Origin of the sequence: Roseovarius sp. MS2 (assembly GCF_051447875.1) — a bacterium.
GTDB classification, from domain to species: domain Bacteria; phylum Pseudomonadota; class Alphaproteobacteria; order Rhodobacterales; family Rhodobacteraceae; genus Roseovarius; species Roseovarius mucosus_A.
The window spans coordinates 306,073-319,536 of the sequence record NZ_JBKHVF010000001.1 but is presented as its reverse complement, the minus strand read 5'-3'; the positions used below and the strand labels follow the sequence as shown (position 1 = coordinate 319,536).

Below are 13,464 nucleotides of genomic sequence, written 5' to 3'. Positions count from 1 at the left end.
CTGACAAGACGTCAGGCCACCTGTGAGACAGCCATAAGAGGAAAAGAACATGTCTGCAGCTATGCGACTTGCCGGCTATGCCGACACTTTCGGGGTGCATCCCGGAGGCACCATCAAATTCATGATCAATTGCGACGGCCCCAAGGAATTCAAGGCCGAGATCGTCCAGATGATCAACGGCGACACCAACCCACGCGGTCCCGGCTTTATCGAAAAAGCCGTGCCGGGGGGCTGAACATCACGGTGCCCGGCCGCAAGCAGGTGATCCACAGCGGATCTTACGGCTATGTCGCCGATTGCAAGCAATTGCGCGTCGAGAGCTTCACACTTCAGTGCTGGATCTGGCCGACCGCGCCCAAGACGCATCCGAAATACTGGAAGCATGGCGAACAGGCCTTGGTCACCAAGTGGAGCGGCGGCAAGGGGTACGGCCTGTTTCTCAATGCAAAGGGGCATGTCGAGGTGCGCGTGAACGGCGTCACTCTCGAAAGCCCAGAGCCTGTCCGCGATCACGCCTGGCATTTCGTGGCCGCCACCTATGACGCGGCAAGCGGCGAGCTGATCCTGTATCACGAGCCGCAGGTGCATTACGCGCTTGATCCGGTGATCCAGCCCGTCTCCAAGACGATTTCGGAGAAGATCGAGCATCTGCCGATCCCTGCCGCTGTTGCGGCCTATGCCGAATGCCTATCGGACGATCCGACCGCGCAGTCTTCGGTGCCTGCTGGTGTGGTTCTGGCCGGAAAGTACAACGGCAAAATCGAAGCACCGCGCATCTGCTCCAAGGCCTTGTCGCGTCAGGACATCGAGACGATGAAACTGGGCGCGCAATCGGGCCTGACAGAACGCCGCAACTCTGGCCCGACCGGTGCCTTGTCAGAGGTGATCGTTGCGGCGTGGGATTTCTCCCACGGGATCGACACGATCAAAGGCAAGGATTTCGGCCCCTATCGCCTGGACCTCGATTTCGTGAACCTGCCGACCCGAGGCATGACCGGCCACAACTGGAGCGGCACCGTCTTTGATTGGAAGGAAGCCCCAAAAGAATACGCGGCAATCAGCTTTCACGACGACGATATCGACGATGCGCGCTGGGAGGTCGATTTCGAATGGCAGGTGCCCGCCGATTGCAAGAGCCGCTCTTACGCGGCCAAGCTGACGACGGCTGACGGCGATGAGGACTACGTGCCGTTCTGGGTCGTCCCGGAAATCGGCAAGGAGCAGTCCAAGATCGCCTTCATGGTGCCCACGATCAGCTATATGGCCTATGCCAACGAACATGTCGCCTGTAACGCGGGCGCGGCGGAGCTGTTCATCTACCGCGTGCCCATCATGCAGCATCAAAACATGTTTCTGGCCGAGCACCGCGAATACGGTGGCTCGATCTATGACACGCATACCGACGGCACCGGCATCTGTTTCTCGTCCCGCCTGCGCCCGATCCTCAGCAACCGGCCCAAGTATGACCACTTCCTCGCCCAGGCCCCCTGGCAATACCCGGCAGATCTGCATCTGATCTATTGGCTGGAAACCATGGGGTATGAATACGACTGCATCACCGATGAAGACATCACCTATGACGGGCTCGCGCGTCTGGAGAACTACAATGTCATCATCACCGGATCGCATCCCGAGCATAACTCGGGAACCCAGCTTGATGCGCTGCACAACTACACGCAGCGCGGTGGACGGCTGATGTATATGGGCGCGGATGCTTGGTATTGGGTCCATTCCTTCCATCCCGCCTACGAGGACAAAGGGCGTGGTGTCATCACAGAGATGCGGCGCTGCGAATCCGGCATCCGTACGTGGCGCGCCGATCCCGGTGAATACTATCACGCGGGCACGGGCGAGCTGGGCGGGATGTGGCGTTTCCGTGGCCGCTACCTGCATTCGGTGGCGGGTGTGGGCATGTCGTCAGAAGGGTTCGACGTTTCGAGCTATTTCTCAAGAACCCCGGAAAGCAACAACCCCCGTGTATCCTGGGCGTTCGAGGGGATCGACTATGACGAAATGCTGGGCAATTTCGGGCTTGTGGGCGGTGGTGCTGCCGGTCTTGAACTCGACATCGTCGATTTCACCCTCGGCTCGCCCCCCCACACGCTGACGGTGGCAACATCGGCGGGCCGTCATACCGAGGCGTATCTTCTGGTGACCGAGGATTTCGGCTTTAACCAGCAGGGGCTTGACGGCACGACGCACCCGCGCGTTCGCGGCGATATCGCCTTTCACGAAACGCCGAATGGGGGCGCATGTTTCTCGTTCTCGTCAATCGCCTATTGCGGCTCACTGCCTTGGAACAACTGCGACAACAATATCTCCAAGTTGACCAAGAATGTGCTGGATCACTTCATGGTCGATGGTCCGTTGCCCGCAGCACCCAAGTCCGAGATCCGGGCGCGGGGCCGTGCCGATGGCGATGCCGGAAACCCCGATCTGGTCCCGGCAGAGTAACGCAATTGGGGGTCGGCGCTGCGTGCGCCGGCCCCACCTTTAGAAAGCCCACCCAAAAACCGGAGGCCCCAATGGTACGCAGACCTGACCTTGGCTATCGCGACGAGGGCGTGAACCTAAGCGATCCAAGCGTGTTCGACAGGGTGCGCCTACCCTTTGGCGAGGCAATCGGTCTGCCTCGGGTTGCTTACCGCTCGCTTCAGTTTCTCTACCTTGAAGACGAGGCCATCTGGACCCGAGACTGGGTGTCTGTCGGTACGGTCCATGAAATTCCTGCAGAGGGCGATATCCTGCCCTTTACCCTTGGCTATCACGGCGTCCACGTTCAACGGATGGAGGATGGCAGCCTAGAGGCACGGTTCAATATGGCGCAACATGGCGGGTGTCGCATGGTGCCAACGCAATGCCAGCAGGGTGAGCGTACCAGTTGTTCGTTCACCTCTTGCGGCTATAGCCGCGACCGGGGCCCGATTACCACAGGAGAGGGGCCGGACAATACCCGCATCAAGTACCAATATCTGGGCCTGCGCCCCGAGCGGCTGCATCCGGTTCACGTGGCACAGCTTGGCAATCTGCTGTTCCTCAACATCGACCCGGGCGGTGCCGACAGTGATCTGGCAGGTGATCTGAGCCTGCCCGCGCCGGTAATGAGGCCCAATGCCGTGCGGGCGCATCGTCAATGGCTTGAGTTTGACGCCAATTGGAAGTTTTCGGGCCAGATGTTGGCCCGCGTGGACGAGATGCTGACGTCTTCGGATCGTGCCATGCAGGGCCGCAGAGCCGCGTCTGACGGTTCGCAGATCGCGGTTCAATGGATTTTTCCCAACCTCATTCTGCTCACGCAAGGGGCCGAGACCTGCGCGATCACGCTTCAGCACACGGCGATCACGAAAACCCTGTTCCGGATAGAGATCCTCTCGGACTGTCCGCTCGATGCCGAACGTCTGGCGTTCTGGCACAAAGAATTGTTGCATGCCGGAACCGGGGCAGAGGCGCTTCAGGATAGCATCCCGTCAAGCGCGTCACGCGACCGGGGCCCAGACTGTGCCGTTGATCTGATACAGGATCAGATCGCCGCGTGGTGGGCGCATAACGCGCTCATCTCGCGTTTTGTGAAGATGCCGCAGGTCGACAGCGACATCCCGATTTTCCGCAACGTGGAGCATTATCTGATATGACCGATCTTTCCCTGCAAGAGCCTTCGGGCAAACTTGGCGACACCCTTATGGATGGGGTGGCCCTTTACGAGGCTGGCAAGTTCAAGGCTGCCTATGACCTCTTTTATGACTGTGCCAAAGCGGGCGATGCGACCGCTTGGTTCTGGCTGTCAGTCATGCACATGAATGGCGACGGGGTCGCGGTTGACAAGCAGATGGGGTTCAAATGCTGTCTCAAGGCCGCCGAGATGGGCAGTGTTCAGGCGCAGACAAATCTTGGCGTGATGTATATTCAGGGCGACGGCGTGACCGAAGATGCGCGCACTGGTCTGATGTGGCTGTGCCGCGCCGCCGATGCCGGTGACACCGGTGCGCAGTTCAATGCGGCCACGCTTCTGTCTGCGGGCAAGGTTGTGGACAAAGATCTCGAAACCGCGGCCAAGTATTACCGGATGGCTGCCGAAAGTGGGTATTTCCCGGCGCAGGCGCGGCTTGGGTTCAGCTACAGGAATGGGTTTGGCGTGGCCAAGGATTGTCAGCAGGCGTTTTTGTGGCTGACGCTGGCCTCTCAGCACGGCGCGGGCAGCGCGATCAGCATGCTTGAAGGTCTGGTGTCCGAGATGACGCCAGATGAGCTGCACCGTGGGCATCAGATGGTCGAGAAATGGATGCAGGACCACCGAGGCGGCGCAGGTGACGTTCGGTTCCGGGTGAGCACCAATTAACCTGAAAGGATCCGGTTTTGAGGTTCAGCGTACAGCAGATCAAATATGATTTCCTCTATGCCATCAAAGAGTTCGACTCTGACGGTACGCGGTGGGGGGTGGTGACGTCGCCCGTGCCCCCATCCGAGACGCTGTCGCGGATGGGCTTTGATGTTGAGGATTTTATCTATCTGGGCAAACCGGCGGGCACCCCGCGCGCCGCCGAGATTGTGAAGGCGTTCTTCATTCAGCGCTTCGGGACCGTAGACTCAGGGCAATTAGAGGCAGAGGGAACAGCCGAATGGGTTATTCTGTTTCGTTCCAAAGAAAGCCTTCCGAGCAAGGCTGATCTGCTGGAGCCGTTAAACGCGGTCGGAGACTAAGCGCAGCCCGGTCAGTTCTCAGGGACACTCAACACGGATGACCTGAATAAGTTTTAAAAGGCTGTTATCAGAGAGCTTCGTGGGTCCAATGCGCCCTTGGTCCAGTCAGGGGTGCGGCACCATCTTCAAAAGTATCAATTCTGCGTCTCGATGGTCACGGTTTGCCGCAGCGTGCTGCCTGTGCGATCGTAAATCAGGATGCGATTGTCCTCGGTCACAATGGCAATCCAGTCCGGCCCTTGGGTAAAGGCCGTGGCACGGGTGCCCTCGGGTAGGGTCAGGCTGTCGGGCAAGGACAGCGCGCCCCTATCCTCGCCCCAGAAGCGGGTGACAAAGAGGCCGATGATCACTATGAGGCCGACAACCATCGTGGCGGTCAACAGCGTGACCAACCGCGCCAGAAACTTCAGAGTGGCCGGGCTGACCGGCGGAGAGTTGTCATTCATGGGCTTGGACCCGCTTGTTTTCCGGATCGGGGATGATCCGCCTCAACGCCTTGATAAGGCGCTTGTCCGCGATGTGCCAGAGGCGGCGGTGCTGTCGCGCACGCGGCTGGCACGGCTGCTGGAAGAGGGGGCCGTGCGGGTCAATGGCGCGGTCGTGTCTGAGGCCAAGGCGCGGGTGCAGGCGGGGGACCTTATCGAGATTGTCGTGCCCGAGGCGCGCGAGAGCCATATGGCGCCAGAGGCCATCGCGCTAGAGGTGGTCTATGAGGATGACGATCTCATCGTCGTCAACAAACCTGCGGGCATGGTGGTGCATCCCGCCCCCGGCAGCCCCGAGGGCACGCTGGTCAATGCGCTTTTGCATCACTGTGGCGACAGCCTCTCGGGCGTGGGCGGGGCCAAACGACCGGGCATTGTCCACCGCATCGACAAAGAGACCAGCGGCCTTTTGGTGGTGGCCAAATCGGATGCCGCGCATCAGGGCCTTGCGGCGCAATTCGAGGCGCATAGCGTCGAGCGCCAGTATCGCGCCGTGGTCTACGGCGTGCCCGAGGCAAGCGATCCACGCCTGCGTGGCCTGCGGGGGATCAGCTTTGAACCCGGCAATATCTTGCGCATCGCCACCCGCCTTGCGCGCCACAAAACCGACCGGCAGCGGCAGGCGGTGCTGTTCGAGGGCGGGCGGCATGCGGTGACGCGGGCGCGGGTGATCGAAAGCTTCGGAACGCCCAGCGTTGCCGCGCTGATGGAGTGTTGGTTAGAGACTGGCCGCACCCATCAGATCCGGGTGCATATGGCCTATGCGGGCCATGGGTTGATCGGGGATCCGGTCTATGGCGGGCGGCGCAAGCTCAAGGAAAAGGCGCTTTTGCCTGCGGGTGTTGCGGCGGCGCAGGAATTTCCGCGGCAGGCGCTGCACGCGGCGGTTCTGGGCTTTGTGCATCCCGGAACGGGCGCGGCGCTGCGGTTCGAGGCGGACTTGCCTCAGGATATGCTGGCGCTCCTCTCTGCCTTGCGCGGGGCATGACAGCGGCGCAATATCTTGTGAATTCCTGTCACAATACGGGTGCAGCGACGGAAACACCTTAGATGCGCGTTAAGATAGTCATGTACGGCTGTCTTGAAAGGACAGTAGCGCATACCTAGTTGAATGTTAACGATGCAAACATCAGGAGGGACGACAGCGTGGGAAATTATAACAATCTGCCAGCCCCGACCCCGGAAGGCGGGCTGAACCGCTATATGCAGGAAATCCGCAAGTTCCCGCTTTTGGAGCCGGAAGAAGAATATATGCTGGCCAAGCGTTGGGCCGAAGAGCAGGACACCGAGGCCGCGCATAAGATGGTCACAAGCCATTTGCGCCTCGCGGCCAAGATCGCCATGGGCTATCGCGGTTACGGTCTGCCGCAGGCCGAAGTGATTTCCGAGGCGAATGTGGGCCTTATGCAGGCGGTCAAGCGGTTCGACCCCGAGCGCGGCTTTCGTCTGGCGACCTATGCGATGTGGTGGATTCGTGCCAGCATTCAGGAATATATCCTGCGCTCGTGGAGCCTTGTGAAACTGGGCACCACCTCGGCGCAGAAGAAGCTGTTTTTCAATCTGCGCAAGGCCAAGGCCAAGATCGGCGCATTGGAAGAGGGCGATATGCGGCCCGATGTGGTCAAAAAGATCGCCACAGATCTGGGCGTGACCGAGGCCGAAGTCATCAGCATGAACCAGCGTATGGCGGGTGCGGATGCCTCGCTCAATGCCACGGTCGGGGCCGAGGGCGAAGGCTCTATGCAATGGCAGGACTGGCTTGAGGATGAGGATGCCGATCAGGCCGGCGATTACGAGCGGCGTGATGAATTGGATGCGCGGCGCGAATTGCTGGTGCAGGCGATGGATGTGCTCAACGAGCGCGAGCGCGACATTCTCACCCAGCGGCGGCTGAGCGACGAGACCGTGACGCTCGAGGAACTGAGCGCCGAATATGACGTGAGCCGCGAGCGCATTCGTCAGATCGAGGTGCGGGCCTTTGAAAAGCTGCAAAAGCGGATGCGGGCCTTGGCCCAGGAAAAGGGCATGCTGACCTCGGCCTAAGGTCTCTTGGCGGCGCGCGGCTTTGCGCGTATCTCTCACGCCGAACATGAGCGTGTGAGGCAGGGTATGGGGCAGGGTGTAAACTGGGCAGAGTGTGTCAGGCGCGCGATGCTGGGCGGCGCAATCCTGCTGCTTGCCGCCTGTTCCCCGCGCGTCACCGCAGAGCGCGCGGCCCCCAACCCCGCCGCCACGATCCAGCCCGTTTATGTGGCGACGGGGCGCAAACTCGATCAGACCGGGCCGATCTTTGGGCTGGAACGGCCTGAGGGGCTGCGGTTTTTCCGGGCGGATGTGTCGGTGCCCCCGACCCACACGCCGGGGCAGATCGAATGGCCCGATGGCCCGCCTGATGCCGCCACCGATTTTGTGGTGACGGGCACCGAAGTCTATGACGGGGCGGCGGCCATGCAACGCGCGATGCGCCGCGCCCATCCCGAAACACGCGAGACGCTGCTCTTCGTGCACGGCTATAACAACACCCTCTCCGAGGCGATGTATCGGCTGGCCCAGATCCAGACTGATTTTGACACGGCCATGCCCGGCGTGCTGTTTTCCTGGCCCTCGGCAGGGGACCCGCGCGGCTATATCTACGACCGCGACTCGGTGCTTTTTGCGCGCGACGATCTGCAAAAGGTGTTGCGCCAGTTGACGGATGCGCCGGGCGACCGGGTGTTCCTGCTCGCGCATTCCATGGGATCAAGCCTTGTGATGGAGGCGCTGCGCAGTATTGCCCTAAGCGAAGACCGCCATTTGCTGCGCCGGATCAGCGGCGTGGTGCTGATGTCGCCCGATATTGATCCCGATGTGTTCGACCGGCAGGCCGAGGCGATTGGCGAATTGCCCCAGCCCTTCCTCATTTTCATCACCAAGGCCGATCGCGCGCTGTCACTCTCGGGCTTTATCACCGGACGCAAGCCGCGCCTTGGCATGATCGACCGCGCCGACAAGGTGCAGCGCCCCGATGTTCAGGTGATCGACTTTACCGCGCTGGCCGATGGCTCTGGCCTCAACCATTTCGTGCCCGTGACCTCGCCTGCCGCCATCGACTTTTTGCGTGGCATCATGGCTGGCACCAACGGTATCAGCGGCGAGTTTGTGCGCGATATGACGCTAAGCCTGCCCAAGCCCCGCGTTTTGCTGCCCTGAGCGGCGCGGAATTGACGGGACGCGCGCAAGGCGTAAACTGACCCCGGCAGAGGAGCAAGGCGACATGGCCGGTGGATGGGCGCGCGACGGCGCGGTAAGCGAACAGATCGAGGCGTCGATTTCCGACGAATTGGCACGCCTCAAGGCGCGGCGTGGGCCAGAGGGCGACAGCCTGACCGAGTGCGCCGAATGCGAAGAACCCATCCCCGAGGCGCGGCGCGTGGCCATTCCGGGCGTCAAGCTCTGCATCGACTGCCAGCAAGAACGCGACGCGGCGCATCAACCGCGCGGCGGCATCAACCGGCGTGGATCAAAGGACAGCCAGTTGAAGTGAAAGGTTGGGGGGCTCTGCCCCCCGTGCCCCCCGAGGTATTTTGGGCCAGATGAAAGCCACTTTTGGCTTCTTTATGGCTTAAATACTCATTTCTGAGGCCTGAGGCTTAGCCCTCCATCGCCTCTAACTCGTCGATCATGCCTGAAATCATGCTCAGCCCCTTGTCCCAAAAGGCCGGGTCCGAGGCATCAAGGCCGAAGGGCGCCAAAAGCTCTTTGTGATGCTTGGAGCCGCCCGCCTTGAGCAGATCGAAATACTTGTCTTGAAAGCCGTCGGGGTTTTCTTCGTAGACGGCATAGAGCGCATTCACCAACCCATCGCCAAAGGCATAGGCATAGACGTAGAAGGGCGAGTGGATGAAATGCGGGATATAGGCCCAGAAGGTTTCATACCCGTCCATGAAATCAAAGGCTTCGCCCAGGCTCTGGGCTTGCACGCTCATCCAGAGGGCGTTGATGTCATCGGGGGTCAATTCACCCTCGCGGCGCGCGGCGTGGAGCTTGCATTCAAAGTCGTAGAAGGCGATCTGGCGCACGACCGTGTTGATCATATCCTCAACCTTGCCCGCGAGCAGCACCTTGCGTTCGGCCTGGGTCTGCGCCCCTGCCAGCATGCGGCGGAAGGTCAGCATCTCGCCGAAAACGCTGGCGGTTTCGGCCAGTGTGAGCGGCGTCGAGGACAGCAATTCGCCCTGATCCGCCGCCAGACGCTGATGCACGCCGTGGCCCAATTCATGGGCAAGCGTCATCACGTCGCGCGGTTTGCCAAGGTAGTTCAGCATCACATAGGGGTGCACCGTGGTCACGGTGGGATGGGCAAAGGCACCCGGCGCCTTGCCCGGTTTCACGCCCGCGTCGATCCAGCCGCGCTCGAAAAACGGCTGCGCGAGATCGGCCATGCGCGGATCAAAGGCGGCATAGGCGCCCATCACCGTATCGCGGGCCTCGTCCCAATCGACAAGGCGCGTGGCCTCCATCGGCAGGGGCGCGTTGCGGTCCCAGACCTGCATGCGCTCCAGCCCCAGCCATTTGCGCTTGAGCTCGTAATAGCGATGCGAGAGCTTGGGATAGGCCGCGACAACCGCATTGCGCAGCGCCTCGACCACCTCGGGCTCGACATCGTTGCTCAGGTGCCGCCCGGTCTGCGCCGTGGGCATCTTGCGCCAGCGGTCGATCACCTCTTTTTCCTTGGCTTGCGTGTTATGAACACGGGCAAAGGTGCGGATATTCTCGCCAAACACCCGCGCCAATTCGCGCGCCGCGGATTCGCGTTTGGAGCGGTCCTGTTCGGTCAGAAGGTTGAGTGTGCCCTCGATAGTAAGGTCGTCGCCATCCACGGTAAAGGTCAGCCCGGCGATGGTCTCGTCAAAGAGCCGTTCCCACGCGTCGCCCACCACGCCCAGATCATGCAGGAATTTCTCAAGCTCATCCGACAGCTGATAGGGTTTCATCGCGCGGATGCGGTCGAGCACCGGCTTGTAGCGGGCAAGATCGGCATTCTCGGCATACATCGCCGTCAGCGCGCCCTCGTCGAGCCGGTTCAGTTCGAGCGAGAAAAACACCAGCGGCGTGGTGGAATTCGTCACCTTTTCTTGGCAATCGGACATGAATTTCGCCCGCCCCCCATCAGTCGTAAGCTGGTAATAGCGCAGCCCTGCATAAGACATGATGCGCCCCGCCGTGGTGCTGATCGCCTCGTCGCGGCGGATACACTCCAAGAGGCCCGCCGCGTCGAGCGTGGCCAGCTTGCCCTCGTAATCGGTGGCGAATTCGGCGCAGGCGCTGTGCAGCCAGTCCAGATCACGCTTGAGTTCGGGGGCTTTCTCAGAGGTGTAGAGATCGCTCAGGTCCCATTCCGGCAGGTGTCCCAAGTTCCTGTTGCCAGAGCTGGCATTGGCATCGCGGACGGGAAACGGAAGGTTGAGCATGAGAGCACCTCTTGTTGACATGGCCCAGACATAGGCCGGGGGGGCGGGGGCCACAAGGGGCGGGGTGCTTGCCATTCGGGCGCGGCTGGCTAGGGTGGGGCGCAAGGTGAAAGGGGAAGATCACATGATATTCGCGCGATTTGGTGAGAGAGGTCAGGAAAAACCCGGCGTTCTGGACGATCAGGGCCGCTTGCGGGATTTGTCGGGTGTGGTGCCCGATTTGGCCGGGGCGGTGCTTGCTGATTTGCCCCGGATCGACCCCGAAAGCCTGCCTTTGGTTGCAGGCACCCCCCGGATCGGGCCGCCGGTGGGGCAGGTCGGCAAACTGATTTGCATCGGTCTCAACTATACCGACCATGCCGAAGAGGTGGGCGTTGCCGCCCCGCCAGAGCCGGTGGTGTTTCTCAAGGCGACCTCGGCAATTTGCGGCCCACAAGACCCTGTGTATCTGCCCCGCGGTGCGGAGAAGGGCGATTGGGAGGTGGAATTGGGCGTGGTGATCGGGCGACGCGCCAAATATGTGACCGAGGCTGAGGCGTTGGACCATGTTGCGGGCTACACAATCGTCAACGATTTGTCCGAGCGCGCCTTTCAGATGGAGCGGGCCGGGCAATGGACCAAGGGCAAAAGCTGTGACACCTTTGCGCCGATGGGCCCTTGGCTGGTGACAGCCGATGCCGTGGGGGATGTGCAGGCGCTTGATCTTTCGCTCGACCTGAATGGCGCGCGCATGCAGACCGGCACGACGGCGCGCATGATCTTTTCGGTGGCGCATATCGTGGCCTATCTCAGCGCGCTGATGACGCTGGAACCGGGCGATGTGATCGCCACCGGCACGCCACCGGGTGTAGGCATGGGGCGCAAGCCGCCGCGCTATCTGACCGAGGGCGATGAAATGGTGGTGCGGATCAGCGGGCTTGGGGAACAGCGCTCGCCTGTGCGGCGCGATCCGTAGCCGACGCGCGCCACGCGCCGCCATAGAAATCGCAAAGCTGGCGCAGCAGGCGCCCGCGCATGTCGGGCGTATCCATCAGCGTTTCGTGCCGCCCGCCGGGGACCAGTTCCAGATGCCCGCCCGGCCAATGCGCCATGCGGTCGATCACACGGGGCACATCGACAATCTGCTCGTCGCTGCCCAGAATCGTCAGGCAAGGCAGATCAGGAGAGGGCAGGCGCGCCAAATCCCGGGTTTCCTTCAACGCCTCGTGCAGCCAGCGCAGGCTGGGCCCACCCAGCCCCAACTCGGGGTGGGCGCGCAATTGCTGGGCCATATAGTCATACATCTCGCGGTCATTGGTCAGCTTGTTGCTCTCGAATGGCTCTTCCAGCACGTAATGCGCGCCCGCCGTACCGGGGGCGTAGTGATGGCTCATGCCCAACTGACGACTGCCCCAAGACAGGGACCATGCCACCGGGCGCAGAGCTTGCGCCATGTGGATGCCCCACATCGGGCTCGAGAAGGCGCAGCTTTGCACCTCTAGCCCCCGCATCACTGCGCGCAGCCCGATACAGCCACCCATGGAATGCGCCAGTAGATGCCAAGGGCGCGGCAGATCAAGCCGCTCAGCCGCCTCGACCATGGCCGCGACATCCCGCTGATAATCCCCGAATTCATGCACATGGCCTGCCATGGCATCCGTGGTCAGCCGGTCTGCCAGACCCTGACCGCGCCAGTCAATGACCAGTGTCGCATACCCGCACCCGGCGAAATGCGCAGCGGCACGGCCGTATTTCTCGATATATTCGGTGCGCCCGGGAAAGAGCAGGACAGTGCCACGGGCCCCGTCCCTATTCCACAGGCCAATCCGCAGACGCATTCCGTCAGAGGCAGACATCCACCATGCGGCACCGCCCTCTGGCCCTTGGGCCACATCGTCAAAGAGCGGCGCGGCCTGCATCAGGCCAGCACGCTGCCCAGTTTCATCGCCATGCCCATATCGCCATCGACGCTTAGACGGCCAGACATAAAGGCGGCGGCGGGATCGAGATCGCCCGCGAGGATCGATTCGAACGTATCGCGGCTGGCCGTCAGCGTGACATCGGTGTCGTCATCGCCGGCGCGCGCGCCATTGGCGTCGATCACGATGGCACCCTCATCTTCGATCACGAATTTCGCGCTGCCTTCAAGGCCCTCGCCCCCCAGTTTCTCATTCAGGGCGGCCACGGCTGTGGTGATTACGTCGCTCATCTGCGCTTCCTTTCACATTTGCGATGCCGGGGCTGTGCAACCGGACAATCTGCGCTAAACTCAGACTCGTTATGGGCGCAGCGAACTTCAATCTCAACCGTATCGTCGCGGCATTTGCAGCGATAGTCACGTTTTCCCTACCTGCCTTGGCAGAGGAGACGCGGCTTGACGGGCTCTTTGATCAATTGGCGCAGGCCGAGGCCGGGGAAGCGCGCAAGATTGCCGCCGAAATCGAGCTGGAATTGGCGCGCTCAGGATCGCCAGCAATGGATCTTTTGTTGCGGCGCGGCGAAGACGCAATTGAGTCGGGCGATATGGCCGAAGCCATCGCGCATCTGAGCGCGGCCATCGACCATGCGCCGGACTTTGCCGAGGCATGGCATCTGCGCTCTGTCGCGTTTTACCGGCAAGAGCGCTATGGTCTGGCCCTCCATGATATCGAACGTGCGCTGGCGCTGGAGCCACGCCACTTCAATGCGATTTACGGCCTTGGGGTGTTGCTGGATGAATTGGGACAGCCCGATCTTGCGCGGGATGCGTTTTCGCGCGCGCTGGCTATACATCCCCATCACGAGGACGTAACCAAGGCGCGGGACAACGTGGCGCGCGAATTGGGCGGCGCGGATCTCTGACACCATCAAGG

The 13,464-nt window shown here is 61.5% G+C and carries 15 protein-coding genes; 11 read left to right on the top strand and 4 right to left on the bottom strand.

The window, feature by feature from the left end:
• Positions 1-49 precede the first annotated feature (49 nt).
• The 5 genes from ACLGGT_RS01695 (at position 50) to ACLGGT_RS01675 (ending at position 4,698) form a co-directional block, all read left to right on the top strand.
• A complete protein-coding gene (locus ACLGGT_RS01695) occupies positions 50-235 on the top strand; it encodes a hypothetical protein (RefSeq protein WP_375553108.1) in 186 nt (61 codons plus the stop codon).
• 8 nt (positions 236-243) lie between these two features.
• Entirely contained in the window at positions 244-2,454 is a 2,211-nt protein-coding gene (locus ACLGGT_RS01690) for a N,N-dimethylformamidase beta subunit family domain-containing protein (protein ID WP_437194899.1), read from the top strand.
• 71 nt (positions 2,455-2,525) lie between these two features.
• On the top strand, positions 2,526-3,632 hold the full coding sequence (locus ACLGGT_RS01685; protein ID WP_437194898.1) for a Rieske (2Fe-2S) protein: 1,107 nt from the start codon (positions 2,526-2,528) through the stop codon (positions 3,630-3,632).
• Positions 3,629-4,336, top strand: coding sequence for a tetratricopeptide repeat protein (locus ACLGGT_RS01680; RefSeq protein ID WP_151976128.1), 708 nt, complete (start codon positions 3,629-3,631; stop codon positions 4,334-4,336). Before ACLGGT_RS01685 ends, ACLGGT_RS01680 begins: the two co-directional genes overlap by 4 nt.
• A gap of 17 nt (positions 4,337-4,353) precedes the next feature.
• A complete protein-coding gene (locus tag ACLGGT_RS01675) occupies positions 4,354-4,698 on the top strand; it encodes a hypothetical protein (RefSeq protein WP_008280637.1) in 345 nt (114 codons plus the stop codon).
• Between the two features lie 134 nt (positions 4,699-4,832).
• Here the strand turns inward: ACLGGT_RS01675 and ACLGGT_RS01670 are convergent, their stop codons facing one another.
• Positions 4,833-5,144: a DUF6476 family protein gene (locus tag ACLGGT_RS01670; RefSeq protein WP_008280636.1), complete on the bottom strand. Its 312-nt coding sequence runs from the start codon at positions 5,142-5,144 to the stop codon at positions 4,833-4,835.
• On the opposite strand from ACLGGT_RS01670, the gene ACLGGT_RS01665 reads away from it, so the two are divergent.
• The 4 genes from ACLGGT_RS01665 to ACLGGT_RS01650 all read left to right on the top strand — a co-directional run bounded on the left by ACLGGT_RS01665 (position 5,143) and on the right by ACLGGT_RS01650 (position 8,706).
• Positions 5,143-6,171: an RluA family pseudouridine synthase gene (locus ACLGGT_RS01665; protein ID WP_437194897.1), complete on the top strand. Its 1,029-nt coding sequence runs from the start codon at positions 5,143-5,145 to the stop codon at positions 6,169-6,171. The genes ACLGGT_RS01670 and ACLGGT_RS01665 overlap by 2 nt on opposite strands.
• A 158-nt stretch (positions 6,172-6,329) precedes the next feature.
• Entirely contained in the window at positions 6,330-7,226 is an 897-nt protein-coding gene (rpoH, locus tag ACLGGT_RS01660) for an RNA polymerase sigma factor RpoH (RefSeq protein WP_437194896.1), read from the top strand.
• Positions 7,227-7,334: 108 nt separating this feature from the next.
• Positions 7,335-8,372 (top strand): alpha/beta hydrolase, encoded by a 1,038-nt coding sequence (locus ACLGGT_RS01655; RefSeq protein WP_237183536.1) that lies wholly within the window; start codon positions 7,335-7,337, stop codon positions 8,370-8,372.
• 64 nt (positions 8,373-8,436) lie between these two features.
• Positions 8,437-8,706 carry a DksA/TraR family C4-type zinc finger protein gene (locus ACLGGT_RS01650; protein WP_437194895.1) on the top strand — a complete coding sequence of 90 codons (270 nt, stop codon included), beginning with the start codon at positions 8,437-8,439 and terminating at the stop codon, positions 8,704-8,706.
• A gap of 106 nt (positions 8,707-8,812) precedes the next feature.
• On the opposite strand, the gene ACLGGT_RS01645 is transcribed toward ACLGGT_RS01650, so the two are convergent.
• Positions 8,813-10,633, bottom strand: coding sequence for a M3 family oligoendopeptidase (locus tag ACLGGT_RS01645; protein ID WP_437194893.1), 1,821 nt, complete (start codon positions 10,631-10,633; stop codon positions 8,813-8,815).
• Positions 10,634-10,757: 124 nt separating this feature from the next.
• Here ACLGGT_RS01645 and ACLGGT_RS01640 point away from each other — a divergent pair, with 124 nt between their 5' ends.
• Positions 10,758-11,588 (top strand): fumarylacetoacetate hydrolase family protein, encoded by an 831-nt coding sequence (locus ACLGGT_RS01640; RefSeq protein WP_437194892.1) that lies wholly within the window; start codon positions 10,758-10,760, stop codon positions 11,586-11,588.
• On the opposite strand, the gene ACLGGT_RS01635 is transcribed toward ACLGGT_RS01640, so the two are convergent.
• Entirely contained in the window at positions 11,542-12,531 is a 990-nt protein-coding gene (locus tag ACLGGT_RS01635; protein WP_375553114.1) for an alpha/beta fold hydrolase, read from the bottom strand. The genes ACLGGT_RS01640 and ACLGGT_RS01635 overlap by 47 nt on opposite strands.
• Positions 12,531-12,821 (bottom strand): SCP2 sterol-binding domain-containing protein, encoded by a 291-nt coding sequence (locus ACLGGT_RS01630; protein WP_008280628.1) that lies wholly within the window; start codon positions 12,819-12,821, stop codon positions 12,531-12,533. Before ACLGGT_RS01630 ends, ACLGGT_RS01635 begins: the two co-directional genes overlap by 1 nt.
• A gap of 71 nt (positions 12,822-12,892) precedes the next feature.
• On the opposite strand from ACLGGT_RS01630, the gene ACLGGT_RS01625 reads away from it, so the two are divergent.
• The gene (locus ACLGGT_RS01625) at positions 12,893-13,453 is read left to right on the top strand and encodes a tetratricopeptide repeat protein (RefSeq protein WP_081506696.1); all 561 of its coding nucleotides are present in this window, start codon (positions 12,893-12,895) and stop codon (positions 13,451-13,453) included.
• Positions 13,454-13,464 lie beyond the last annotated feature (11 nt).

Bases quoted from the DNA above. Each gene is read 5' to 3' on its own strand.
- ACLGGT_RS01695 (WP_375553108.1), top strand. From the start codon at position 50: ATGTCTGCAGCTATGCGACTTGCCGGCTATGCCGACACTTTCGGGGTG.
- ACLGGT_RS01685 (WP_437194898.1), top strand. From the start codon at position 2,526: ATGGTACGCAGACCTGACCTTGGCTATCGCGACGAGGGCGTGAACCTA.
- ACLGGT_RS01680 (WP_151976128.1), top strand. From the start codon at position 3,629: ATGACCGATCTTTCCCTGCAAGAGCCTTCGGGCAAACTTGGCGACACC.
- ACLGGT_RS01665 (WP_437194897.1), top strand. From the start codon at position 5,143: ATGGGCTTGGACCCGCTTGTTTTCCGGATCGGGGATGATCCGCCTCAA.
- ACLGGT_RS01670 (WP_008280636.1), bottom strand. From the start codon at position 5,144: ATGAATGACAACTCTCCGCCGGTCAGCCCGGCCACTCTGAAGTTTCTG.
- ACLGGT_RS01655 (WP_237183536.1), top strand. From the start codon at position 7,335: ATGCTGGGCGGCGCAATCCTGCTGCTTGCCGCCTGTTCCCCGCGCGTC.
- ACLGGT_RS01650 (WP_437194895.1), top strand. From the start codon at position 8,437: ATGGCCGGTGGATGGGCGCGCGACGGCGCGGTAAGCGAACAGATCGAG.
- ACLGGT_RS01645 (WP_437194893.1), bottom strand. From the start codon at position 10,633: ATGCTCAACCTTCCGTTTCCCGTCCGCGATGCCAATGCCAGCTCTGGC.
- ACLGGT_RS01640 (WP_437194892.1), top strand. From the start codon at position 10,758: ATGATATTCGCGCGATTTGGTGAGAGAGGTCAGGAAAAACCCGGCGTT.
- ACLGGT_RS01635 (WP_375553114.1), bottom strand. From the start codon at position 12,531: ATGCAGGCCGCGCCGCTCTTTGACGATGTGGCCCAAGGGCCAGAGGGC.
- ACLGGT_RS01630 (WP_008280628.1), bottom strand. From the start codon at position 12,821: ATGAGCGACGTAATCACCACAGCCGTGGCCGCCCTGAATGAGAAACTG.
- ACLGGT_RS01625 (WP_081506696.1), top strand. From the start codon at position 12,893: ATGGGCGCAGCGAACTTCAATCTCAACCGTATCGTCGCGGCATTTGCA.